This is a genomic window from Pantoea brenneri (genome assembly GCF_038594305.1).
Classification (GTDB): domain Bacteria; phylum Pseudomonadota; class Gammaproteobacteria; order Enterobacterales; family Enterobacteriaceae; genus Pantoea; species Pantoea brenneri.
Map to the genome: position 1 here is coordinate 1334650 of NZ_JBCGBG010000001.1, position 22095 is coordinate 1356744.

General features: G+C 55.8%; 25 protein-coding genes. 15 read left to right on the plus strand and 10 right to left on the minus strand.

Features of this window, described 5'->3' with window-relative positions; translation table 11 throughout:
• Nucleotides 1-16 precede the first annotated feature (16 nt).
• Together AABB92_RS06200 and AABB92_RS06205 are read left to right on the plus strand one after the other, a co-directional pair.
• Nucleotides 17-1234, plus strand: coding sequence for a diguanylate phosphodiesterase (locus tag AABB92_RS06200; RefSeq protein WP_031375729.1), 1218 nt, complete (start codon nucleotides 17-19; stop codon nucleotides 1232-1234).
• 273 nt (nucleotides 1235-1507) lie between these two features.
• The gene (locus tag AABB92_RS06205; protein WP_046288354.1) at nucleotides 1508-1741 is read left to right on the plus strand and encodes a DUF4060 family protein; all 234 of its coding nucleotides are present in this window, start codon (nucleotides 1508-1510) and stop codon (nucleotides 1739-1741) included.
• Nucleotides 1742-1802: 61 nt separating this feature from the next.
• Here AABB92_RS06205 and anmK read toward each other — a convergent pair whose 3' ends face one another.
• Complete coding sequence (gene anmK, locus AABB92_RS06210; protein ID WP_031375727.1) at nucleotides 1803-2924, minus strand: anhydro-N-acetylmuramic acid kinase; 1122 nt, start codon at nucleotides 2922-2924, stop codon at nucleotides 1803-1805.
• 285 nt (nucleotides 2925-3209) lie between these two features.
• Between anmK and slyB the strand changes: the two genes are divergently transcribed.
• Nucleotides 3210-3677 carry an outer membrane lipoprotein SlyB gene (slyB, locus tag AABB92_RS06215; RefSeq protein WP_031375726.1) on the plus strand — a complete coding sequence of 156 codons (468 nt, stop codon included), beginning with the start codon at nucleotides 3210-3212 and terminating at the stop codon, nucleotides 3675-3677.
• A 43-nt stretch (nucleotides 3678-3720) separates the two neighbouring features.
• Here slyB and slyA read toward each other — a convergent pair whose 3' ends face one another.
• A complete protein-coding gene (gene slyA / locus AABB92_RS06220) occupies nucleotides 3721-4158 on the minus strand; it encodes a transcriptional regulator SlyA (RefSeq protein WP_031375725.1) in 438 nt (145 codons plus the stop codon).
• Nucleotides 4159-4308: 150 nt separating this feature from the next.
• Between slyA and AABB92_RS06225 the strand changes: the two genes are divergently transcribed.
• Genes AABB92_RS06225 through AABB92_RS06235 form a run of 3 tightly spaced genes read left to right on the plus strand, consistent with a single transcriptional unit; the run spans nucleotide 4309 to nucleotide 7404 of the window.
• Nucleotides 4309-4545 carry a DUF1656 domain-containing protein gene (locus AABB92_RS06225; protein WP_031375724.1) on the plus strand — a complete coding sequence of 79 codons (237 nt, stop codon included), beginning with the start codon at nucleotides 4309-4311 and terminating at the stop codon, nucleotides 4543-4545.
• A gap of 4 nt (nucleotides 4546-4549) precedes the next feature.
• Nucleotides 4550-5407 carry an efflux RND transporter periplasmic adaptor subunit gene (locus AABB92_RS06230; protein WP_046288355.1) on the plus strand — a complete coding sequence of 286 codons (858 nt, stop codon included), beginning with the start codon at nucleotides 4550-4552 and terminating at the stop codon, nucleotides 5405-5407.
• The gene (locus AABB92_RS06235) at nucleotides 5404-7404 is read left to right on the plus strand and encodes an FUSC family protein (RefSeq protein WP_046288356.1); all 2001 of its coding nucleotides are present in this window, start codon (nucleotides 5404-5406) and stop codon (nucleotides 7402-7404) included. The genes AABB92_RS06230 and AABB92_RS06235 overlap by 4 nt, the downstream gene beginning before the upstream one ends.
• On the opposite strand, the gene AABB92_RS06240 is transcribed toward AABB92_RS06235, so the two are convergent.
• From AABB92_RS06240 to AABB92_RS06255, 4 genes are all read right to left on the minus strand, one after another.
• Entirely contained in the window at nucleotides 7405-7872 is a 468-nt protein-coding gene (locus tag AABB92_RS06240; RefSeq protein ID WP_031375723.1) for a hypothetical protein, read from the minus strand.
• 131 nt (nucleotides 7873-8003) lie between these two features.
• On the minus strand, nucleotides 8004-8522 hold the full coding sequence (gene sodC, locus AABB92_RS06245) for a superoxide dismutase family protein (protein WP_031375722.1): 519 nt from the start codon (nucleotides 8520-8522) through the stop codon (nucleotides 8004-8006).
• A gap of 84 nt (nucleotides 8523-8606) precedes the next feature.
• Nucleotides 8607-9503, minus strand: coding sequence for an aldo/keto reductase (locus tag AABB92_RS06250; RefSeq protein ID WP_031375721.1), 897 nt, complete (start codon nucleotides 9501-9503; stop codon nucleotides 8607-8609).
• A 68-nt stretch (nucleotides 9504-9571) separates the two neighbouring features.
• Nucleotides 9572-9811 (minus strand): DUF1289 domain-containing protein, encoded by a 240-nt coding sequence (locus AABB92_RS06255; RefSeq protein WP_031375720.1) that lies wholly within the window; start codon nucleotides 9809-9811, stop codon nucleotides 9572-9574.
• A 178-nt stretch (nucleotides 9812-9989) separates the two neighbouring features.
• Between AABB92_RS06255 and AABB92_RS06260 the strand changes: the two genes are divergently transcribed.
• From AABB92_RS06260 to rnt, 4 genes are all read left to right on the plus strand, one after another.
• Nucleotides 9990-10586 carry a TetR/AcrR family transcriptional regulator gene (locus tag AABB92_RS06260; RefSeq protein WP_031375719.1) on the plus strand — a complete coding sequence of 199 codons (597 nt, stop codon included), beginning with the start codon at nucleotides 9990-9992 and terminating at the stop codon, nucleotides 10584-10586.
• Nucleotides 10587-10636: 50 nt separating this feature from the next.
• A complete protein-coding gene (gene nemA / locus AABB92_RS06265; protein ID WP_046288357.1) occupies nucleotides 10637-11734 on the plus strand; it encodes an alkene reductase in 1098 nt (365 codons plus the stop codon).
• 114 nt (nucleotides 11735-11848) lie between these two features.
• Nucleotides 11849-12256: a lactoylglutathione lyase gene (gene gloA / locus AABB92_RS06270; protein ID WP_031375718.1), complete on the plus strand. Its 408-nt coding sequence runs from the start codon at nucleotides 11849-11851 to the stop codon at nucleotides 12254-12256.
• A 119-nt stretch (nucleotides 12257-12375) separates the two neighbouring features.
• A complete protein-coding gene (gene rnt, locus AABB92_RS06275; RefSeq protein ID WP_031375717.1) occupies nucleotides 12376-13041 on the plus strand; it encodes a ribonuclease T in 666 nt (221 codons plus the stop codon).
• Between the two features lie 45 nt (nucleotides 13042-13086).
• Here rnt and AABB92_RS06280 read toward each other — a convergent pair whose 3' ends face one another.
• Nucleotides 13087-13422, minus strand: coding sequence for a Grx4 family monothiol glutaredoxin (locus tag AABB92_RS06280; protein WP_176035873.1), 336 nt, complete (start codon nucleotides 13420-13422; stop codon nucleotides 13087-13089).
• Nucleotides 13423-13786: 364 nt separating this feature from the next.
• On the opposite strand from AABB92_RS06280, the gene AABB92_RS06285 reads away from it, so the two are divergent.
• Entirely contained in the window at nucleotides 13787-14581 is a 795-nt protein-coding gene (locus AABB92_RS06285; RefSeq protein WP_031375715.1) for a C40 family peptidase, read from the plus strand.
• A gap of 59 nt (nucleotides 14582-14640) precedes the next feature.
• On the opposite strand, the gene cydH is transcribed toward AABB92_RS06285, so the two are convergent.
• Nucleotides 14641-14730, minus strand: coding sequence for a cytochrome bd-I oxidase subunit CydH (gene cydH, locus AABB92_RS06290; protein WP_122983609.1), 90 nt, complete (start codon nucleotides 14728-14730; stop codon nucleotides 14641-14643).
• 281 nt (nucleotides 14731-15011) lie between these two features.
• Here cydH and purR point away from each other — a divergent pair, with 281 nt between their 5' ends.
• On the plus strand, nucleotides 15012-16037 hold the full coding sequence (gene purR / locus AABB92_RS06295) for an HTH-type transcriptional repressor PurR (protein WP_031375714.1): 1026 nt from the start codon (nucleotides 15012-15014) through the stop codon (nucleotides 16035-16037).
• Here purR and punR read toward each other — a convergent pair.
• Nucleotides 16034-16939 (minus strand): DNA-binding transcriptional activator PunR, encoded by a 906-nt coding sequence (gene punR / locus AABB92_RS06300; protein WP_031375713.1) that lies wholly within the window; start codon nucleotides 16937-16939, stop codon nucleotides 16034-16036. The genes purR and punR overlap by 4 nt on opposite strands.
• A gap of 106 nt (nucleotides 16940-17045) precedes the next feature.
• Here punR and punC point away from each other — a divergent pair, with 106 nt between their 5' ends.
• Both punC and cfa read left to right on the plus strand, forming a co-directional pair.
• Nucleotides 17046-18248, plus strand: a complete 1203-nt coding sequence (gene punC / locus AABB92_RS06305; protein ID WP_046288358.1) for a purine nucleoside transporter PunC — start codon at nucleotides 17046-17048, stop codon at nucleotides 18246-18248.
• Between the two features lie 312 nt (nucleotides 18249-18560).
• Complete coding sequence (gene cfa, locus AABB92_RS06310) at nucleotides 18561-19709, plus strand: cyclopropane fatty acyl phospholipid synthase (RefSeq protein WP_031375712.1); 1149 nt, start codon at nucleotides 18561-18563, stop codon at nucleotides 19707-19709.
• A gap of 53 nt (nucleotides 19710-19762) precedes the next feature.
• On the opposite strand, the gene AABB92_RS06315 is transcribed toward cfa, so the two are convergent.
• Nucleotides 19763-20422 (minus strand): riboflavin synthase, encoded by a 660-nt coding sequence (locus tag AABB92_RS06315; RefSeq protein ID WP_046288359.1) that lies wholly within the window; start codon nucleotides 20420-20422, stop codon nucleotides 19763-19765.
• 205 nt (nucleotides 20423-20627) lie between these two features.
• Here AABB92_RS06315 and AABB92_RS06320 point away from each other — a divergent pair, with 205 nt between their 5' ends.
• Nucleotides 20628-22001, plus strand: coding sequence for an MATE family efflux transporter (locus AABB92_RS06320; RefSeq protein ID WP_031375711.1), 1374 nt, complete (start codon nucleotides 20628-20630; stop codon nucleotides 21999-22001).
• The last annotated feature ends 94 nt before the right edge of the window (nucleotides 22002-22095 follow it).

Genomic DNA, 22095 nt, shown 5'->3' on the forward strand with positions numbered 1-22095 from the left:
AAATCCGGAAGCCTTTATGTTGTCGACAATCATTTACCGCAGCCATATCGCCGGGCATGTTCCGGTTAAATCACTGTTTGATTTGGCGGTAAAAGCTAACAAGATCAATGAATCATCCAGCATTACCGGCATCCTGCTGTTTAATGGCACCCACTTTTTTCAGGTGCTGGAAGGCCCGGAACAGGCGGTAAAGGCGATATATAGCCGGATTTGTCAGGACCCGCGTCATCATAATCTGGTGGAACTAATGCGCGATTATGCGCCATTACGCCGGTTCGGCAATGTCGGCATGGAGCTGTTCGACCTGCGACAACATGACAAAGAGACGGTGCTGGAGGCAGTGCTGGCAAAATGCACCACCAAATTCCAGCTCACCTATGCCGATCGCGGCCTGCAGTTCCTGCGGACCTTTGTCGAAGCCCGCGAAAAAGAGAACTATTTCGAGATCCCTGACGCCAGCAGCTGGACCTTTATCCACGATGAATCCGCCGGGCGCGACGGTGAAGCGGCGCTGCTGGTCTCTGATGAGGTCAGTTTTGCCTTTCAGCCGATTGTCGATCCCTTCGCCTGTGAGATTGTGTCGCTGGAAGCGTTGCTGCGCGGCCCACAGGGTGAACTGCCGCTCGACTATTTCTCCCGACTGTCACGCGACGAGGTTTATCTCACCGATATCCGATCTAAAAAGATCGCCTTTGCTCAGGCAAAGCAGCTGGGCATTGAAGGCCTGACGCTGTCGATTAATCTGTTGCCGATGTCGCTGGTCGAGGTGCCTGACGCGGTGCCGTTCCTGCTGAATGAGATTGCAGCGCAGGGGCTGGTACCTGAGCAGATCATGGTAGAATTTACGGAAAACGAAGTAATCTCACGGCTTGATGAGTTCGAAGCCGCGATCAAGCAGTTAAAAGCAGCCGGTATCAGCCTGGCGCTTGATGATTTCGGTGCCGGTTTTGCCGGCCTGTCGCTACTGACCCGGATCCAGCCCGATAAGATTAAGATCGACCGCAACATCATCAGTGGCGTACATAAGAGCGGCCCGAAACAGGCGATCATTCACGCCATTCTGAAATGCTGCTCCTCACTGGAAATCTCGGTTATTGCGGAAGGGATTGAACAGCCAGAAGAGTGGATGTGGCTGGAAGCGGCGGGTGTTTCGCAGTTCCAGGGCTTTCTGTTCGCGAAACCTAAACTCAATGGCATCGCGCCGGTTGCCTGGCCCGAACTGAGCCAGAGCTGAAACCACAACCAAAGCCAGCGCTAAACAGAGTCTCGCGCCCTGCGATTTAGACGAATCTGATCTCCCCCGCCTTGCCGGATCGCCCTGGTGCTGCTAAAAAATAAGCAGCACCGGGTGATGATCTTCATCTCACTGTCATCTCACCGCTGCACAGTCAGCTATTATTATTTCGTTATTATCATCGATGTTTAGCAGTCAGATGTTCAGTGTTTAGGCCGACGCAGCGCGCCATGCTTGCGACGTGACTCCCAGGGACAGCATTTGAGGAACTGAATGAAGCAAATCATCCGCGGTGATAAAGAACCCGCCCATATCCTGGCCGCGACTCGCGCGCTTGAAGCGCACTACTCGCGCTACGGTGAAGGCAACAAATACCATCCCATCATCTATTCCATCGCCTATCGCAGCCGGTTTTACCAGGTTGAAGTCATTACCCGCCGTGAAACCATGGTCGCTACGGTGATTACCGGGGTGCGCAATCTGACCCATCTTTCTGGCGCAGCCTGATACCGACCGATCCCGTCAAAAATCACAGGGGCCCCCGGCCCCTGTTTCATTCGTTCCCGCCTCAGCGGCGGTAAAGCGCATTAGCCGGATAAATCGCACCAAGCACGCTCTTTTCGCGCGCGCCTGTCACGGCTGGCAGGTTGCCCGGCAAGCCGGAAAGCGTGCGAAAGGCCAGCCAGGCGAACGCCAGCGCTTCCATATCATCGCCACTGATGCCCGCAGCATCGGTGGTGGTCACTTCCGTGCCCGGCAGATGCGTCGCCAGACGCGCCATCAGCAACGGATTGCGGCTGCCCCCGCCACACACCAGCAGGCGATCGCAGCCATCGTTGAGCTGCACCTGCTGAGTGATGGTGATGGCGGTGAGTTCCACCAGAGTCGCCTGCACGTCCTGCGGTGCCAGTCCCGGGAAATGGCGCAGATGCTGCTCCAGCCAGCCGAGATTAAAATGTTCACGGCCGGTGCTTTTCGGCGGCGGCAGCGCAAACCATGGCTCACGCAGCAGTGCCTCCAGCAGCGCCGGGATCAGCGTGCCGCTGCGTGCCCACTGGGCATCTTTGTCGTAGGCTTTGCCCTGATTGCGCCAGATCCACGCATCCAGCAGCATGTTGCCCGGTCCGGTGTCAAAACCGCGCACCGGCTGACCCGGAAACAGCAGCGAGAGGTTGGCAATGCCGCCGATGTTCAGCACCATGCGGCGCTCCGTGGCATCCATCAAGAGCGCCTGGTGGAAGGCCGGTACCAGCGGTGCACCCTGCCCGCCGAGCGCCATATCGCGGCGGCGGAAATCCCCGACCACGGTAATGCCGGTCGCCGCGACAATCTGGTTATTATCGCCAATCTGCAGGGTGTTCGGGGCGTCGCTTTGCGGCTCATGCCAGACGGTTTGCCCGTGACAGCCGATCGCTACCACGTCGCTCGCCTCCAGCGATTCGCGTTTCATGAGCGTCAGCACCGCCTCAGCAAACAGCTGGCCCAGACGGGTATCCAGCTGGCCCAGCTGTGAGAGCGTCAGGCTCTGGCCCTGGCAAACCGCCAGAATAGCCTGACGTAACTCGGGTGGCATCGGATGGCAATAGCTGGCCTGCTGCGCCACCAGATTATCATCAATCGCCGCCAGTACCACATCCACCCCATCCAGGCTGGTACCTGACATCACACCAATATAACGTCCTGATTTCATAGCCATTGATTTTTCCCCGCTGGGTGTGCGATTCATCTGCGATTAGCCTGACAAATTACGTGGGCTAATTCTATGATTAATTTGTTTTTTTCTCAGAGATAGCGCACAGATAACGCAATGGGACACTTTTTTTTCTGCCGATTGAATTATTGTTAACCTTGCGCAGTCTATGCTTCGTCCCACCGTGTTTTATTCGGACAAGGATTAATTTGCCAGGTTTGTGTCTTATACTGTGTGCAGGATATCGCGATAAACGTGGCGCCTTCTCGACTAAAGGAGTTTCAAATGATTAAGCGTGTAGTTGTGGTCGCTTTGACCGGTATGATGCTGGCAGGTTGTAGCAACACGAGTACGCTGTCGGGTGATACCTACAGCGCCAGTGAAGCTAAACAGGTGCAGAGCGTCTCTTACGGCACACTAGTCTCGGTTCGTCCGGTGAAAATTCAGGGCGGTGATGAGAGTAATGTGATTGGCGCTATCGGCGGTGCCGTGCTCGGTGGCTTCCTGGGTAATACCATTGGCGGTGGCAGCGGCCGGAGCCTGGCAACAGCCGGCGGTGCAGTACTGGGCGGCGTTGCCGGTCAGGGCGTACAGGGCGCAGTGAACAAAACTGATGGTGTCGAGCTGGAAATCCGTAAGGATGATGGCAACACTATCATGGTAGTGCAGAAGCAAGCCGCAACGCGCTACTCTGTGGGTCAGCGTGTCGTGATGGCGTCGAATGGCAGCCAGGTGACAGTTTCACCTCGCTAATCTGCATGATGCAGAAAAAACCGACGCCTGGGCGTCGGTTTTTTTATTTCTCGCGATGCTGTAATTCGAGAATGTTTTTTTCAAGCCGGGCAATCAGCGTCACCATCTGATTGATCTCTTCACGGCTGATGCCAGATAAGATGTCATCCCGCGTAGCATCAATCACGCTCTCAACCTGTGCGATAATCGGCTCCGCCTGTTGCGTCAGCTTGATGCGCTTGGCGCGACGATCGTTGGCGCAGGTCGAACGGGTAATCAGTCCCTTCTCCTCCAGCTGGTCCAGCGTACGCACCAGTGAAGGTTGTTCGATACCGATGGCTTTGGCTAACTGAATCTGTGACTGCTCTGGCGGCAGTTGATGAATATTGTGCAGCGTTACCCAGTGAGTCTGAGTCAGCTCAAGCGGTTTTAATCGCTGATCAATCAACGCGCGCCAGATGCGCACCAGTCGAGATAAATCCGTTCCGAGGGGCGTATCCATTTCATCTCCTTATAATTAGCTTGCTAGCTATCAAGCCAGATTTTACACTATTCTGCGAGTTTACAGGACAAATTACAAATCCCGGGCCAGCGCGCCGTTGCGCGGCATCCCCTTCAGACTGCCGCTCGGGTTACTTAAGGATATTGAAACGTGCTCACCAACGTCTTCTCCAGTGCCAAACCGCTGACTGATCTGGTGGTAGGCGCCTCGCTGTTTTTCCCGCCGATCTTCAAAGCGGTGATACTCGGCTTCCTGGTCTGGCTGCTGATTCACCCGCTGGTGCGCGGCTGGATCTATTCTGGTGATATCTGGCATCCCACCTTGTTTGATCTCTCCCTGTTTGTGCTGTGCGTTACCGCTGCACTCTGGCTCATCGGTCACGGATAATCGTATGAAATTCAACGCGGTAAAATACTTTTCAACCCTGATTGTGTTTGCGCTGGCGCTGCTGGCCGCCGGCTGGATGTGGAACTACTATATGCAGTCGCCCTGGACCCGCGACGGCAAAGTGCGCGCCGAACTGGTCGATATTACGCCTCAGGTCTCCGGCCGCATTACGCAACTGCAGGTGAAAGACAATCAGTTCGTTCACCGCGGTCAGCTATTGCTGACGCTCGATCCGGTGCCGTGGCAGATTGCGCTCGACAACGCCGATGCCCAGCTCAGCAAAGCGCAGGCCGATCTGGCCCGGGCGCAGCACGAATTTAACCGGCGTAGCCGCCTGCCGCGCAATGTGATCTCAGCCGAAGATCTCGATGCCGCACGGCTGGCAGCCAATGCCGCCGCGGCCAGCGCCAAAGCCGCCCAGTCAGAGCTGGATCGGGCGCGCTGGAATCTGCAACAGACCACTATCACCGCGCCGACTGACGGCTGGATCACCAATCTCACCCTGCGGCCCGGCAACTATGCCACCGCGGGCAGCCCGCTGTTTGCGCTGGTGGATAGCCACTCTTATTACGTGGTGGGCTATTTCGAAGAAACCAAACTGCGCCACATTCGTCCGGGTGCGGCGGCCCAGGTGGTGCTGTATAGCAATGGCGCACGGCTCCAGGGTCAGGTCGACAGTATTGGTCGCGCCATCTACGACCAGAGTATTGAGACGGACAGCGGCCTGGTGCCGGACGTCAAACCCAACGTGCCCTGGGTACGGCTGGCGCAACGGGTGCCGGTGCGGATTCATCTCGATCCGCTGCCAGCGGATGTGCCACTAGTGGCGGGAACCACCTGCACTATCACTATTCAGCCATGAATTTTCAGTGGCTGGCGTGGGATCAGTTGCCGTGGATTAAGGCTAACGCTAATCAGTGGCGCTATGCATTGCGCAACGCCATTGCTATGTGTCTGGCGCTCAGCATCGCCTATGGACTGGATCTGGATGAGCCTTACTGGGCGATGACCTCAGCGGCGGTGATCAGCTTTCCTACCGTCGGCGGTGCCATCAGTAAGAGCCTGGGACGGATTGCTGGCAGCCTGCTTGGGGCCAGCGCCGCCCTGCTGATCGCCGGGCATACCCTGAATGAACCCTGGCTGTTTACCTTTGCGATTGCTGGCTGGCTGGGGTTGTGTACCGGCGTCGCCAATCATTATCAGAACAACGTCGCCTACGCCTTTTCGCTCGCCGGTTATACCGCCGCCATTATCGCCTTCAGCAGCGTTAACATTACCGATATCACCGATTTGTGGACCATTGCCCAGGCGCGGGTTTGTGAAGTGATATCCGGTATTTTATGTGCCGGCTTTATGATGATGGTGCTGCCGAGCACCTCGGATGGCGAGACCTTAATCACCTCGCTGAAGCAGATGCATGCGCGGCTGCTGGAACATGCGGTTTTGCTGCTGCAGCCGTCGGTCAGCGACAACATTCGTACCGCGCACGAGAACGTTATCAGCCAGATTCTGACCATGAACCTGCTGCGGATTCAGGCGTTCTGGAGTCACTACCGCTTTCGCCGGCAAAACAACGTGCTCAACTATGTGCTGCACCAGCAGTTGCGGCTTACCAGCGTGCTTTCCAGTCTGCGCCGCATGTTGCTGAACTGGCCCGACGCGCCCGACGCGCTGTTTGCTGCGCTGCAACAGCTGCTGGCGGAGCTGGGTAAACCGGAATGTGATAAATACCAGCTGGCACGCATCCTGCGTAGCGTCACGCCGGCTGCTGATGGCGACTACCGCCAACGCGCCTTCTGTCAGCGGCTGCGCTACTTCTGCTGGATGTATCTCAACGTGCTGCGCTGGATCAGGCTGCTGGATCGGGCCGACGCCGATACCCGCTTCCAGCCGCCACCGGTTCCCGCACTGGCGCGCGATAGCGACAGCGCCGAAGCGGGCTGGAGCGCGCTGCGCACCTTTAGCGTCATCGTGCTCGGCTGCGCGTTCTGGATCAATACCCAATGGTCCTCCGGCGCAGCGGCGCTGACCTTAACCGCCATCGCCTGCGTGCTGTATGCCTCTTCGCCTTCACCGGGCGGCAGCGTTACCCTGCTGCTGAAAACCCTGCTCTGGCTGTTTGCATTCAGCTTTGTCATGAAGTTCGGTCTGATGGTGCAGATCAGTCAGCTGTGGCAGTTTTTGCTGCTGCTGTTCCCGCTGCTGGTGACGCTACAGCTGTTCAAGCTACAGCAAAAGCAGCGGGCGGGAATGTGGGGGCAATTTATCGTGTTTATGGGCTCGTTCATCGCCGTCACTAACCCGCCGACCTGGGATTATCAGGACTTCTTTAACGATAATATCGCCAAAGTATGCGGGGTGTTGCTGGCCTGGCTGGCGTTTCAGGTGCTGCGTCCCAGTTCAGATGCCCGTCGCAGCCGGCGTCATATCCGGGCGCTGCGGCTGGCGTTTCTCGACCAGCTCAGACGGCGTCCACGGCTGAGTGAAAGCCGGTTTGAATCGCAGATTTATCATCGCATCAGCCAGCTCAGTCACAGCCGGGATGAGCAGGCGCGCGTCTGGTTATTGCGCTGGGGAGTGGTGTTACTTAACTGCTCGCATATCGTCTGGCAGTTACGGCAGTGGCAGGCGGACTCCGCCACGCTGATGGAGGTGCGCGACAGCAGTCTGCAGAATTTGCAGCGGATTATCAGCAGTCGCGGCGTGCAGCACAGTTCGCTGGACCAGATCCTGACGGAGCTGGAGAGGATGATCGCCACATTGCTGGCGCTGGGCAGTAATGAGGCCAGTGAACTGGCCGGTATTATCTGGCGGCTGCGCTGTTCGCTGGCCCAGTTGCAACAGGCGGTACCCGGCTGATTACTGGCAGTATTGCTGCTGTTGCCGGTTAAAGTCATCCTGTAACTGTTGCAGCGTTTTATGGCCCTCAAAGCGGGTTTTATCCACCTCGGTCATCGGTTCGATCACCAGCGCTTTTTCATCCGGCGAGAAGATAAAACGGCGGGTCAGTTCAGTGCCGGTAAAACTTTTACCCTGAATGCTGCCACAGACCATCGTCATGGTGCGCCGGGATATGGTGGTTTCAATGAAATTGGTCTCGGTGGCGCTGCGGAACACCTGCTCACAGCCCTTCGCTTCCAGCTTACGCACCGTATTGCGGCTCAGCCATTCACGCCCTTTAGCGATATTTTCACAGGTGCTGCGCATCGGGCTGGTATCAATCGTGCGCTGTAGCTCACGCCCGGTTTCCGTCACCAACTGTGTATCGTTGGGTTTATCGCACCCCACCAGCAGTAAGCACAGCAGTAATGCGCCCTTGAATTTCATACTCCTGCTCCTTGACCCTTCGCGCTTTCTTACCTGAATCAATATCATAGGGGGGAAATCTGCGGGATGGTACAACAATTCATAAACAGGCGGGAAGAAAAGCGGGCGGCAGGCTTTCACCGCCCCAAAACTCAGATAACACCGCAGCCAAAGCGCGCGCCGCCGCCGCCCAGCGGTTGAGGATGATCGGCATGGTTATCGCCGCCGACATGCACCATCAGCGCTTTCCCCTTAATCTCGCTCAGTGATTTGAGGCGCGGTGCCAGTACCGGGTAGCTGGCGTTGCCTTTGTCATCGATATACAGCGCTGGCAGATCGCCAGCATGTCCGTCGGCATAGGGACCGAGATGTTTGCCGCTGTTGGCCGGATCAAAATGTCCTCCTGCCGCACCGGCCGCCACCACTTTCCCCTGTGATTCACCCGGCTCACAGCTTCCCTTCGCATGCACATGGAAACCGTGAATGCCCGGCTGCAGCCCTTTCAGGTCCGGGGTGAACTGTAAGCCATACTGCGTCTCTTCAATCGTCACGCTACCGAGCGATTTGCCAATCCCCTCCGCCGTAACCTGATGGAGGGTAACCTGCTCGCTGGCCGCCGAGGCCGCACCGCAGGCAAGAAGGGCTGATAGCGCAACTGCTTTGAGTTTCATTGTGACTCCTTTGAGGTACCAGGGTAAGGCATAAGCCTGGTACCGGTTGCACTATTCTGCCGAAGATTGACGCAGTTTTACGCTTCAGGGCACATCAAAGCCTAACGCCGCCTTGCGGATGCGGAACCATTGCTGACGCGTCAGCGATAAGTTTACCGCCGCCGCCGCTTCGCTGACGCGCGCCGTTTTACCTGAACCAATAATCGGCAGCGGTTTACTCGGCAGCATCATTATCCACGCATACACCACCTGCTCGAGGCTGCTGGCACCGGTTTCCTGACGAATGACCTCCAGCTCGTCACGCAGCGGCTGATAATGAGGATCGTTAAACAGCCGGCCACCGCCAAGACAGGACCAGGCCATCGGTCGGAAACGTAACTGCTGGCACTGATCCAGCGTGCCATCCAGCAGCAGATTTTGTTGTACCGGCGAGATCTCCAGCTGATTAGTGACCAGCGAAAACGGCAGACGTGACTGCAGCAGCGCAAACTGTGCCGGGGTGAAGTTGGAAACGCCGACGTGCAGCACTTTTCCGCTCTGGTGCAGAGACATAAAGGCTTCGGCGACTTCATCAGCATCCATCAGCGGATCGGGACGGTGGATCAGCAGCAGGTCGAGGCGATCGGTACCAAAGTGGCGCAGTGAATTTTCAGCACTTTGCAGGATATGGGCTTTACCGGTGTTGTAATGACCGATCTGATGCTCAGGGCGGGCGCGGGTAGCAATGCCGCATTTGGTGACAATCTGGAGGCGCTCACGCAGGCCCGGTGCCAGCTTCAGCGCCTCGCCAAATGCGGCTTCGCACTGATAATCGCCGTAGATATCCGCGTGGTCGACGGTGGTAATGCCGAGGCTCAGATGGTGTTCAATAAACGCCACCCGCTGTTGCGGCGACATGCCCCACTCCATCAGCCGCCAGTAACCCATAATCAACGGTGAAAAATCCGGACCCTGCGACGCGATGGCTTGCGGTTGTAACATAACGATCTCCCTGTGGCACGATGGCTGCAATAAATGTGTCAGAGAGTATAACGGAAAGCGAGAGACCGTCAGAACAAGCTCGGCTGATGTGGATCAAGCGGCTCCTCTTTATTCTGTTGCCGCTGCAGGCGCAGACGACGCTGATAACAGAGACGCAACACCTCACGCTTTTGCGAATCGCTAAAGCGCATCCAGTTGAACCGCTCATCACGGCTGCGTAAACATCCCAGACAATAGCCGCGGGCATCGCTCTGGCAGATGCCACGACAGGGACTGGGAACCGGGAAAAATTCAAGCTGCTCGGCCACCACGACTCCGGATTGAGAGAGTGAAACAGTCTATTGAAGAGATCTTAGCCGGTTTGTGCAACAAATAAGCATAAACTCACCCAATTTCTCTTTAATAACCCCAATACACTGAACACTCTGTGCCAAATGGGAGCGACTGGCATTGCATTAGACCGACTGGTCTACTAACCTGATGGCCATGAACAAGACGCAACAACGCAATGAAACCCGCGAACACCTGCTCCGCATCGGTGAGCAGATCTGTCTGCAACGCGGTTTTACCGGAATGGGCCTCAGCGAACTGCTGACCCAGGCGGAAGTGCCGAAAGGCTCTTTCTACTATTACTTCCGTTCCAAAGAGACCTTTGGCGTGGCGTTGCTGGAGCGCTATTTTGCGCGATTCCTGCAGGATGTTGAGTTACAGCTGAATCAGCCCGACGGTACGCCGCGCGAGCGTCTGCTTAACCATTTCCGGGCGGCAGAGCAGCTGTTCACTCAGCAGGGGCACATCGTGGGTTGTCTCGGCGTGAAGGTTTCCGCTGAGGTCTGCGATCTCTCTGAACCGATGCGCGATGCGCTGCAACAGGGTGCGGCAAAAATTACTGCCCTCTATGCGCGCACGCTGAGCGCCGCTGCGCAGCAGGAGTCGCTGTCGTTACCGCACCCTCCGGAACAGATGGCTGAGTTGCTGTCACTGCTGTGGCTGGGTGCCAGTTTACAGAGCAAGATTTCCCGCGAGCCGCAGCCGCTGCGTCTGGCATTACGTACCATCGAACAGTGGTTGAAAATCCACTGATTTTTAAAAAGAGTGTTTGTAGACGACTGGTCTACTAATCAGGAGCTAATATGGCGAGTACCCAGCTGTTTCGTCCGCTGAAAGTCGGCGCGATTACCGTGCCAAACCGCGTTTTTATGGCGCCGTTGACCCGTCTGCGCAGTATTGAGCCAGGCGATATTCCTACCCCGATGATGGGCGAATATTACCGCCAGCGCGCCAGTGCCGGTTTGATCATTACCGAAGCCACCCAGGTCTCTTTCCAGGCGAAAGGCTATGCCGGTGCACCAGGCTTGCATACTCAACCGCAGATTGCGGCGTGGAAAGCGATTAACGAAGGCGTTCATCAGGCTGGCGGACACACTGCCGTGCAGCTGTGGCACACCGGCCGCATCTCACATAACAGCGTGCAGCCAGACGGTAAAGCACCGGTTGCGCCCTCCGCTATCGCCGCTGGCACCCGCACCTCGCTGCGTGCCGCTGACGGCAGCGTTTATCGCGAAGACACCTCGTTGCCACGTGAACTGACAGTGGCCGAAATTCAGCAGATCGTGGCCGATTTCGGTCAGGCGGCAGCCAATGCCCGTGAAGCTGATTTCGACCTGCTGGAACTGCACTCGGCGCACGGTTATCTGATCCATCAGTTCCTCGCACCGGGCTCTAACCAGCGTACCGACGAATATGGCGGCAGCATTGAAAAACGTGGCCGTTTCGCGTTGGAAGTGGTTGATGCCGTAATCGCTAACTGGTCAGCCGACCGGATTGGTATCCGCGTATCGCCGATCGGCAGCTTCCAGAATCTGGATAACGGTCCGGATGAAGAAGAAGCGGCGCTGTGGTATATCGGTGAACTGGCGAAGCGCAATATCGCCTATCTGCACCTCTCCGAGCCTGACTGGGCCGGCGGTAAGCCATACAGCGACGCGTTCCGTGAGAAAGTTCGTAACCTGTTCCCTGGCGCAATCATCGGCGCGGGTGCCTACACCGTTGAGAAAGCGGACGACCTGATTGCGCGTGGTCTGATCGACGCGGTCGCGTTTGGTCGCGATTACATCGCCAACCCGGATCTGGTGGAGCGCCTGCAGCAGGATGCGCCACTCAACCCGCAGCGTCCGGAGAGCTTCTACGGCGGCGGTGCTGAAGGCTATATCGATTACCCAACGCTGTAAGAGAGCGGGCTGCCATCCGGGATGATGGCAGCCATTATTCATTGGCGATTTTGATCGCTATACTTAGCGCTTGTGTCATCCGGCGATGGCGTTTTGATTATTAAAGAGGATGTTATGCGTTTACTTCATACCATGCTGCGCGTTGGCGATCTGCAACGCTCAATCGACTTCTACACTCGCGTGCTGGGCATGCGCGTGCTGCGTCAGAGTGAAAATACCGAATATAAGTATACGCTGGCGTTTGTTGGCTATACCGAAGAGAGCGAAGGCGCAGTGATCGAACTGACCTACAACTGGGGCGTTGATAAGTATGACCTCGGTAACGCTTACGGTCACATCGCGCTGGGCGTCGACGACGTTGCTGCAGCCTGCGAACGTATCCGTAACGATGGCGGCAACGTCACTCGTGAAGCGGGTCCGGTGAAAGGTGGCTCAACCATCATCGCCTTTGTTGAAGATCCCGATGGTTATAAAATCGAACTGATCGAGAACAAACACGCCGGTCACGGCCTGGGCAACTAAGCCTGCTCTTCAGCCTGCCCTGTCGGGTGGGCTGACCTCTTCTGCTCCTCTTCATCTGCTGCACCCGGGCCAGATTTTTGCCATAATGCGCGCTGCCCTTTTTCTGCAATGAGATCCTGATGTCTGAATCGAATTCCCCCAATGCACTCAATCAACGTTTCCGTGGCTTCTATCCGGTGGTCATCGACGTCGAAACCGCCGGCTTCAACGCGCAGACTGACGCGCTGCTGGAGATTGCCGCTACCACGCTGAAAATGGATGATGAGGGCTGGATCCATCTCGACCAGACGCTGCATTTTCACGTTGAACCGTTTGTTGGATCGCTACTGCATCCTGAAGCGCTGGCGTTCACCGGTATCGATCCCAGCAATCCGCTGCGCGGCGCAGTGAGTGAATATGAGGCGCTGCACGCCATCTTTAAGATGGTGCGTAAAGGCATTAAGGATACCGGCTGCAATCGCGCCATTATGGTCGCGCATAATGCGACGTTTGATCTGAACTTCATGAACGCGGCCGCCGAGCGTGCCAGTCTGAAGCGCAATCCTTTCCACCCGTTTGCCACCTTTGATACCGCGGCGCTGAGCGGACTGGTGCTCGGACAGACCGTGCTGGCGAAGGCGTGTAAAGCCGCGGGTATGGCGTTTGACAGCACCCAGGCACACTCGGCGCTGTATGATACTCAGCAGACCGCTATTTTGTTCTGTGAACTGGTGAATCGCTGGAAACGGCTGGGTGGCTGGCCCCTGCCCTTCGCCGAAGGCGAAGCAGCCGCGAGCGCTGACTGAAGAATCTGCAATGAAAAAGGCCGACGCGATGTCGGCCTTTTTGTTTTATTCCGCTTCTTTAAACTTCTCTGCGGTCTCTTTAATCAGCGACTGCAGTTCACCGCGCTGGAACATCTCGACGATGATGTCACATCCGCCGACCAGTTCGCCATCAATCCACAGCTGCGGGAAGGTTGGCCAGTTGGCATATTTCGGCAGCTCTGCACGAATGTCTGGGTTCTGCAGAATATCCACGTAAGCAAAACGCTCACCGCAGGCTGACAGCGCCTGTACCGCCTGCGCAGAGAAACCGCAGCTTGGCAGTTTCGGGGAACCTTTCATGTACAGCAGGATCGGGTTTTCTGCGATCTGGCGCTGAATTTTTTCTACAGTACTCATAATTGCCTTCCTTAATTCGTCACTTCGTGTTTGTTTATTGTAGCGACTTCGCACCAGGACTGAAAATGAGATTTTGGGGGTTGCCCGATTAAATCGCCATGTTTGTTAAGTCCTCTTTTCGGCCCTGTTAACTCCCGATTATTAACTACAAGTAACATATTAATAATTTGCAATAGTTTTGTAGATATAAGACGCTGAAAATGCTCATTTTCAGCGCAAACGGGCGAGGCCGAAAGATTAATAAAAAAAGGCGTTACGGTTTTCAGGTGAACTGGACTAGAATGGCTTCGGCGCTGATCCTGGATCAGATTTTTCCCAACTTTGTCGCGGTGCGTAGTGGCCCTGACAACTTAACTAAAACCGGACTATGCGTTTAATCATTACGCTTTTCATCCTTGCCTTTGCGCAACTGTTCTTCAACATCGCTTCTGCTTCCCCGCAGGCGCCGGTGAATGTCAGTTCGCATAAAGCAGAGAAAAAGAGTGCGCGCGAAGATGAGCGCCGCAAGCGTCGCCCGTTGAAAACGTCGGCGAAGAAAACACGCGTCAGCCCGGTCCAGAAGCTCAAACTCAAAAAACAGAAAAAAAGCGAACTCACCGCCAGTCATCTTCCCGCAAAGAAAAGCAAAACCCTGCTCAAAACCGCCAGTAAGAAACGCTACGGCCATCAGCGTCTGCTTAAAACGGCTGACGCCAGCAGCAATGACAGCGGTGACACCGGCACCATTAAAATGAGCAAGTCACATCGCCAGCGCTACCAGAAGGCGCGCGAGACGGCGATGACCAAGTTGATGGGCCAGCTGGGTAAACCCTATCAGTGGGGCGGCACCTCACCGCACACCGGTTTCGACTGCAGCGGTCTGGTGTGGTACGCCTATAAAGATCTGGTTAAATTTAAGATCCCGCGTACCGCCAATGAGATGTACCACCTGCGCGACGCCGCGCCGGTAAAACGTGAGTCGCTGGAGAAAGGCGATTTAGTCTTCTTCCGGATTAATGGTCGCGGCACCGCCGATCACGTTGGGGTTTATCTCGGCAACGGCAAATTTATTCAGTCGCCACGCACCGGCAAAGATATTCAGATCAGTGCGCTGGGTGAAGATTACTGGCAGCGCCACTACATCGGCGCGCGTCGGGTGATGACGCCGAAAACCATTCGTTAAGCGGATTCGCTACGCGAATAACCAGACAGAGAAAAGCCGGGCGATGCCCGGCTTTTTCATTAGTGCAGCACAGCTGTAAAGCTAAAGGCGACAATCATCAGCAGACAGCCGACGGTAGTCATCAGGGCCAGTTTCAAATCTGTACTCATTTACCGCTCCTTAGTCACACATTTTGTAGGGATAAGCCATTTTCCCATACGGGCCGGTAAAAATCTCGTTTTATCCGTCCAGCCTTGTTAGAATCCTGCCTTTGTTGCGCAACGCGCGCAGCCCCGGTTCCGTTTGCTCTCCTTTTCAGGCGCTCATTACCCGCCAGACGCCTGTTTACCGGCCAGAAAAGCTGCATAATTGCGGAGAAAACCCTGAGCAGACGCAAACGTTTAACATTATGCTTATCATTGCGTTAGATAAGCCCTGGAGTCCGATTTTAATGGCAACAATTAAAGATGTGGCAAAACGCGCCGGCGTCTCAACGACCACCGTTTCGCACGTCATCAACAAAACGCGTTTTGTCGCTGAAGAGACGCGCAACGCCGTCTGGCAGGCGATTCAGGAACTGCACTATTCGCCGAGCGCCGTAGCGCGCAGCCTGAAAGTGAATCACACCAAAACGCTGGGCCTGCTGGCAACCTCGAGCGAAGCGCCCTACTTTGCTGAAATTATTGAGGCGGTGGAGAATCACTGCTTCGACAAAGGTTACACCCTGATTCTGGGCAATGCGCATAACGACCTGCAAAAGCAGCGTGCCTATCTCAGCATGATGGCGCAGAAGCGCGTCGATGGTTTGCTGGTGATGTGCTCTGAGTATCCGGACGATCTGCTGAAGATGCTGGAAGAAAATCGTAATATCCCGATGGTGGTGATGGACTGGGGCGAGTCACGCGCCGACTTCACCGACACGGTGCTGGATAATGCGTTTCAGGGCGGCTATCTGGCCGGACGTTATCTGATTGAGCGCGGTCACCGTGAGATTGGCGCGATTCCCGGTCAGATGGAGCGCAACACCGGCGGTGGACGTCATGCTGGTTTCCTCAAGGCGCTGGAAGAAGCCGGCATTCAGCCGCGTGCCGAATGGATCGTGCAGGGCGACTTCGAACCGGAATCAGGCTATCAGGCGATGCAGCAGATCCTGTCGCAGAAACAGCGCCCGACCGCGGTGTTCTGTGGTGGTGATATCATGGCGATGGGCGCGATTTGCGCCGCCGATGAGATGGGTTTGCGGGTGCCGCAGGACATTTCGGTGATCGGATATGACAATGTGCGCAACGCGCGCTACTTCGCGCCTGCGCTGACTACCGTGCATCAGCCAAAAGCACAACTGGGTGAGAAAGCGCTGGAGATGCTGCTTGACCGCATCACCAGTAAACGAGAGGTTTCTCAGACCATCGAAGTGCATCCGACGCTGATTGAACGTCGTTCCGTGGCTGACGGTCCGTTCCGCGACTATCGCCGTTAATCTTCGCTTAACCACTCCTGATTAAGCGTTTGCGCATCACCCAGATAGCTGAGTAACCAGCCCGTCGCCGGTGATGCGCGATCTTCCGCCCAGCTTACGCAACAGGGGCTGTCCGGAAATGCAACCGGCAACGTCAGCTCCACCAGCGCTCCGCTGTCCAGTAATGGCCGCGCCAGATGCCCCGGCACCATCGCCACACACAATCCCGCCAGCACGCAATCCAGGCCGGTCTGCCATTCCGGCACCACCAGACGACGCTGATTGTCGAGCGTCCACGTCATCCGGCGTGGCAGCGCGCGTGAGGTATCTTCCAGCACCAGCGACGGCCAGCTGCGCAGGGTGTCGTCATCAATCTGACTCACGCCAGTCAGCGGATGGTGGTTCGCCACCACGCAGCGCCAGTTGAGCGTCCCCATGTCGCGAAAGGCAAAGCGTCCGCCGACCGGTATCGCCTGAGTGGCGCCGATGGCCACTTCAACCCGATCATCCGCCAGCGCATCCCAGACGCCGTTAAACACTTCATAACTGATGTGCAACTCCATGTCGGGGAAATGGCGGTAAAAATCTTTGACTAACTGCCGGGTGCGCTGCGGCTTGACGATGCAGTCGACCGCAATACTCAGCTGTCCACGCCAGCCGTTAGCCAGCTGCTGACACTGGCGGCGGGTGGCGAGCATTTTTTTGATAACGCTGCGCCCTTCACGGACAAAATGCTCGCCAGCGGGGGTTAATACCACCTCGCGATGCTGGCGCTCAAACAGCGGTACCGCCAGCCACGTTTCCAGCTGACGCACGGTATAGCTGATAGCAGACGGCACCCGATGCAGCTCCTGCGCCGCGGCGCTGAAGCTGCCACCGCGCGCCACCGCATCCACCACCTCTAATGCATATTCTGACCACATAATCTGCCTTCAAATTTTTTAACAGCAACCGGCAAATATTAGCGTTTCACAGCGGCAAACGCACCTTTTACACTCTGCCGCGTTCAACCTGCAAAATGAGAATCAGATGTCACCGTCAAAAGGATTTATGCCTTATCTCGCTCTGCTGAGCATGCTGGGCTTTTTAGCCACCGATATGTACCTGCCCGCCTTCGGCGCGATGCAGCAAACTTTTAACACCTCACCCGGCCTGATCAGCGCCAGTATGAGCCTGTTCCTGGCGGGCTTTGCCTGCGGTCAGCTGTTCTGGGGACCGCTGTCAGATCGCATCGGCCGCAAGCCGGTATTGCTGGCCGGTCTGGCGCTGTTTGCCGTCGGCTGCGCCGGTATGCTGTGGGTCAATAATATCTATCTGATGCTGGCGCTGCGCTTTATTCAGGCGATCGGCGTCTGTGCCGCAGCCGTTAGCTGGCAGGCGCTGGTTGTAGATCGTTATCCGGCGGCGCGCGCCAACAAGGTGTTCGCCACCATTATGCCACTGGTGGCACTCTCGCCAGCGCTGGCGCCGTTGCTGGGCGCCTGGCTGATCAGCCATTTTCACTGGCGGTCTATTTTTCTGGTGCTGACGCTGATTGCCGTGGCCTTGATCCTCACTACCCTGCGTCTGCCGGCCAGCCGTAAAGCCAAAGGTGAGCAAGGCGCACAGCCTGGCTTTTTCACTCTGCTGAAGTCGCGGGTCTACAGTGGCAACGTGCTGATCTACTCCGCCTGTTCCGCCAGCTTTTTTGCCTGGCTGACCGGCTCGCCGTTTATTCTGGCCGATCTGGGCCTGACGCCAGCCGACATCGGTCTGAGCTATCTGCCACAAACCTTTGCATTCCTGATTGGCGGTTTCGGCTGCCGCGCCCTGCTCAACCGTTTTGCTGGTGCACAGTTGCTGCCGTGGCTGCTGGCGATCTACAGCCTGAGCATTCTGGCGCTGTTTGCGGTTGCGCTTTCCGGCCACAGTACGCTGGTCAGCCTGCTGCTGCCGTTCTGCGGCATGGCGCTGGCCAATGGTGCCATCTACCCGATCGTGGTTTCCGCTGCGCTGATGCCTTTCCCTGACGCCACCGGTAAAGCGGCAGCATTGCAGAATACTCTGCAACTGGGATTATGCTTCGCCGCCAGCCTGGCCGTCTCGGCCGGACTGACGCAGCCGCTGCTGACCACTACCCTGATGATGGCGCTGACTATCCTGCTTGCCCTGCTCGGCTTCGTGATGCAGCGTATTGCAAACGCACAATCTGATGTTGCCACCCCCTCTACCGCCTGCCAGGATAATCACTGAAGCAATGATTTTTTAGTTAGCAAACTAACAATAAGTCATTGAATATTGACCCGCGTGAGAATATACTCATTCGGGTCAATAATTCTGCAACAAATCAACAACATAATAACGTTACACATTGATTGGCAACCGGGTTGCCGGGATGGCGTCTGCGCGCAGGTTAGGGTTATCGCGCCGGATCGTTTTGCACCGTTTTAATCCTCTGTATCACGCCAGATATCTGGTTTACGGAGTCATCCGTGACTTTTCTCAATTCCTGAAGAAATTGACTATTCTTTTTCAGGTTAAGATTGGACAGGTGGTGGAGAAGCTATGAGTTCATCGTATGTAGAAGAAGTGAGCCTCGAAGAAAACCATTGGTATCGCATCGTTCATGAACTGCTGGATAAAGCAGATATCGAAATTAATGGCTCACGTAGCTGGGATATTCAGGTTAAAAACCCTGACTTCTTTAAACGTGTTTTGCAGGAGGGATCGCTGGGTCTGGGCGAAAGTTATATGGACGGCTGGTGGGAATGCGATCGGCTGGATATATTCTTCCACCACGTGCTCAAACATAAACTGGACCAGCAACTTCCACATCATTTTAAAGATACGCTGCGTATTGCCGCGGCGCGCTTAACCAACCTCCAGTCGAAAAAACGCGCCTGGATTGTCGGTAAAGAGCATTATGATTTAGGAAACGATTTGTTTTCTCTGATGCTCGATCCTTATATGCAGTACTCCTGTGGCTACTGGAAGGAAGCCACCACGCTCGCCGCCGCGCAGGAAGCAAAGCTGGATATGATTTGCCGCAAATTAGCGCTGGAGCCGGGCATGTCGCTGCTGGATATTGGTTGCGGCTGGGGCGGACTGGCAGAATTTGCCGCACGTCATTATGGCGTTAAAGTGCATGGTGTCACCATTTCGGCTGAACAGCAGAAACTGGCGCAGCAGCGCTGTGAAGGATTAGACGTCACCATTCTATTACAGGACTATCGCGATCTGAATGAACAGTTTGACCGTATTGTATCGGTCGGAATGTTTGAACATGTCGGTCCTAAAAATTACGCCACCTATTTTGATGTCGTCGATCGTAATTTAAAGCCAGACGGTATTTTCCTGCTGCACACAATCGGTGCGATTAAAACCGATATGAATGTGGATCCGTGGATCGATAAATATATTTTCCCGAATGGCTGTCTGCCTTCGGTACGACATATTGCTGACGCCAGTGAGCCGCATTTCATTCTGGAAGACTGGCATAACTTTGGCGCAGATTACGACACGACCCTGATGGCATGGTATGAACGCTTTATTCAGGCCTGGCCGCAGCTGGCGGATAGCTACGGTGAACGCTTTAAGCGTATGTTCTCTTACTACCTTAATGCCTGTGCTGGCGCATTCCGCGCACGTGACATTCAGTTATGGCAGGTGGTCTTCAGTCGGGGCGTGGAAGGCGGATTACGCGTGGCGCGTTGAGGCAGTCGTGGACCGGATTTACCATTAAAAAAGGCGCTGATGCGCCTTCTTTTTTAGCTTTCTGTCGTCGGTTGCCCGGTCAGCATATTCATCGCCGCTGCCGCATCACGCTGCGCTAATACCCGCTCAACAGTGTCGACAATCGCCTGAGTATGCGGATCAATCTCGATATTAACCCGGTCGCCAAAGGTTTTGGCCCCCAGGGTAGTGCGCTCCAGCGTTTCCGGGATCAGATAGACGCAGAATTTGGTACGGGTTACATCCCCTACCGTCAGGCTTATCCCATCGATGCCGACGAAGCCTTTGTGCAGGATATATTTCATCTGGGTCGGATCCTGGATCTTAAACCACACTTCGCGGTTATTTTCCGACTGGATAATTTTGCAGATTTCAGCGGTGGTCATAATATGACCGGACATCAGGTGTCCACCTATTTCATCGCTGAATTTCGCGGCGCGTTCAATATTGACCACATCCCCCTGGCGTAAATCGCCCAGGTTGGTGACGCGCAGGGTCTCTTTTATTAAATCAAAGCTGACCCGATCGCCCTCAATAGCCGTCACGGTTAAGCAGCAGCCGTTGTGTGCCACCGATGCGCCCAGTGCCAGGCCCGGCAATAATTCTTCCGGCAACCTGACGGTGTGAGTACGGAACAGCTCTTTCTCTTCAATGGACACTATTTCTGCGGTGCCCTGCACAATACCGGTAAACATAGTCTTTGCCTCTGCGAAGTTTGCGCTAGTTTATCACAGCTCACGTCCGCTGTTAGCTTTCAGCCAGCGGCGTAGCCTTACAGCGTAGCAAAACGCATGCAGTGACAAAGATTGGCGAATCCGGTATCGCCAGTTACACTAGCTGACGCAATTCCTGGGGCTTCCCTGCCCCGCCATTATTTCATTTAACTATTCAGGTGTTAACGTGCAGAAGTATTTAACAGAAGCGCGTCAATTGCTTGCCCTTGCGATTCCGGTCATCCTTGCTCAGGTGGCTCAAACCGCAATGGGATTTGTGGATACCATTATGGCCGGCGCCGTCAGCGCCACGGATATGGCCGCCGTCGCTGTCGGCACCTCTATCTGGCTTCCGGCCATCCTGTTTGGTCATGGTCTTCTGCTTGCATTGACGCCTACGGTTGCGCAACTCAACGGCTCTGGCCGCCGCGAACGCATCGCCGAGCAAATTCGCCAGGGTTACTGGCTGGCCCTGTTCGTCTCGCTGCTGATTATGGTGCTGTTATGGCATGCGGGCTACTTAATCCGGGCGATGCATGACATCGATCCGCTGCTGGCGCTGAAAGCAGAAGGCTATCTGCATGCCCTGCTGTTTGGCGCACCGGGTTATCTGTTTTTCCAGGTACTGCGTAATCAGTGTGAAGGCCTGTCGAAAACCAAGCCGGGTATGGTGCTGGGCTTTCTCGGCCTGATGGTCAATATTCCGCTGAACTACATCTTTATTTATGGCCATTTCGGCATGCCGGCGCTGGGCGGCGTGGGCTGTGGCGTGGCAACGGCCTCGGTCTACTGGGTGATGTTCATCTGTATGCGCTTCTGGGTACGCCGGATGAGAACCATGCGCGATATCCATCTGACCAGCAGCTGGTCACCGCCTTCGCGTCCGATTCTGACCCGTCTGATGACGCTGGGCTTACCGGTAGCGCTGGCGCTGTTCTTTGAAGTCACGCTGTTTGCTGTGGTTGCACTGCTGGTGTCGCCGCTGGGTATTGTTAACGTAGCCGGCCATCAGATCGCGCTGAACTTCAGTTCACTGATGTTCGTTCTGCCGCTGTCGCTGGGCGTGGCAACCACTATCCGGGTCGGCTATCGGCTGGGTCAGGGGTCAACCGAGCAGGCCAAAGTCGCCGCCTGGACTGCCCAGGGCGTCGGCATCAGCATGGCCGCGCTGACCGCGCTGTTTACCGTGACCTTCCGGCATCAGATCGCCCTGCTGTATAACGACAACCCGGAAGTGGTGACGCTGGCGGCGCAGTTGATGTTGCTGGCGGCCATCTATCAGTTCTCTGACTCGATACAGGTGATTGGCAGCGGTATTTTGCGCGGCTATAAAGATACCCGCTCGATCTTCTTTATCACCTTTATCGCCTACTGGCTGCTGGGGCTGCCGGCCGGTTATTTACTGGCGCTGACCGACTGGCTGGTGCCGCGGATGGGGCCGGCAGGCTTCTGGTGCGGCTTCATTGTCGGCCTGACGTCTGCGGCGGTAATGATGATTTGGCGGATCAGGCGCCTGCAACAGTCACCTGCCGAGGTGATCCTGACGCGCGCTGCGCGCTAACCGGTTGAGCGGGCGGTAAAAGGCCCGCGACGCCTAAAAAAACGACGTATAGCACAGTTGCTGTTCAGTCACGGTGAAAAAACCATTTTTCCCC

Bases quoted from the DNA above. Each gene is read 5' to 3' on its own strand.
- AABB92_RS06285 (WP_031375715.1), top strand. From the start codon at position 13,787: ATGCGTTTAATCATTACGCTTTTCATCCTTGCCTTTGCGCAACTGTTC.
- AABB92_RS06250 (WP_031375721.1), bottom strand. From the start codon at position 9,503: ATGTTACAACCGCAAGCCATCGCGTCGCAGGGTCCGGATTTTTCACCG.
- sodC (WP_031375722.1), bottom strand. From the start codon at position 8,522: ATGAAACTCAAAGCAGTTGCGCTATCAGCCCTTCTTGCCTGCGGTGCG.
- AABB92_RS06235 (WP_046288356.1), top strand. From the start codon at position 5,404: ATGAATTTTCAGTGGCTGGCGTGGGATCAGTTGCCGTGGATTAAGGCT.
- AABB92_RS06230 (WP_046288355.1), top strand. From the start codon at position 4,550: ATGAAATTCAACGCGGTAAAATACTTTTCAACCCTGATTGTGTTTGCG.
- AABB92_RS06240 (WP_031375723.1), bottom strand. From the start codon at position 7,872: ATGAAATTCAAGGGCGCATTACTGCTGTGCTTACTGCTGGTGGGGTGC.
- purR (WP_031375714.1), top strand. From the start codon at position 15,012: ATGGCAACAATTAAAGATGTGGCAAAACGCGCCGGCGTCTCAACGACC.
- slyB (WP_031375726.1), top strand. From the start codon at position 3,210: ATGATTAAGCGTGTAGTTGTGGTCGCTTTGACCGGTATGATGCTGGCA.
- slyA (WP_031375725.1), bottom strand. From the start codon at position 4,158: ATGGATACGCCCCTCGGAACGGATTTATCTCGACTGGTGCGCATCTGG.
- anmK (WP_031375727.1), bottom strand. From the start codon at position 2,924: ATGAAATCAGGACGTTATATTGGTGTGATGTCAGGTACCAGCCTGGAT.
- AABB92_RS06205 (WP_046288354.1), top strand. From the start codon at position 1,508: ATGAAGCAAATCATCCGCGGTGATAAAGAACCCGCCCATATCCTGGCC.
- rnt (WP_031375717.1), top strand. From the start codon at position 12,376: ATGTCTGAATCGAATTCCCCCAATGCACTCAATCAACGTTTCCGTGGC.
- punC (WP_046288358.1), top strand. From the start codon at position 17,046: ATGTCACCGTCAAAAGGATTTATGCCTTATCTCGCTCTGCTGAGCATG.
- punR (WP_031375713.1), bottom strand. From the start codon at position 16,939: ATGTGGTCAGAATATGCATTAGAGGTGGTGGATGCGGTGGCGCGCGGT.
- AABB92_RS06200 (WP_031375729.1), top strand. From the start codon at position 17: ATGTTGTCGACAATCATTTACCGCAGCCATATCGCCGGGCATGTTCCG.
- AABB92_RS06315 (WP_046288359.1), bottom strand. From the start codon at position 20,422: ATGTTTACCGGTATTGTGCAGGGCACCGCAGAAATAGTGTCCATTGAA.
- cfa (WP_031375712.1), top strand. From the start codon at position 18,561: ATGAGTTCATCGTATGTAGAAGAAGTGAGCCTCGAAGAAAACCATTGG.
- AABB92_RS06260 (WP_031375719.1), top strand. From the start codon at position 9,990: ATGAACAAGACGCAACAACGCAATGAAACCCGCGAACACCTGCTCCGC.
- gloA (WP_031375718.1), top strand. From the start codon at position 11,849: ATGCGTTTACTTCATACCATGCTGCGCGTTGGCGATCTGCAACGCTCA.
- nemA (WP_046288357.1), top strand. From the start codon at position 10,637: ATGGCGAGTACCCAGCTGTTTCGTCCGCTGAAAGTCGGCGCGATTACC.
- cydH (WP_122983609.1), bottom strand. From the start codon at position 14,730: ATGAGTACAGATTTGAAACTGGCCCTGATGACTACCGTCGGCTGTCTG.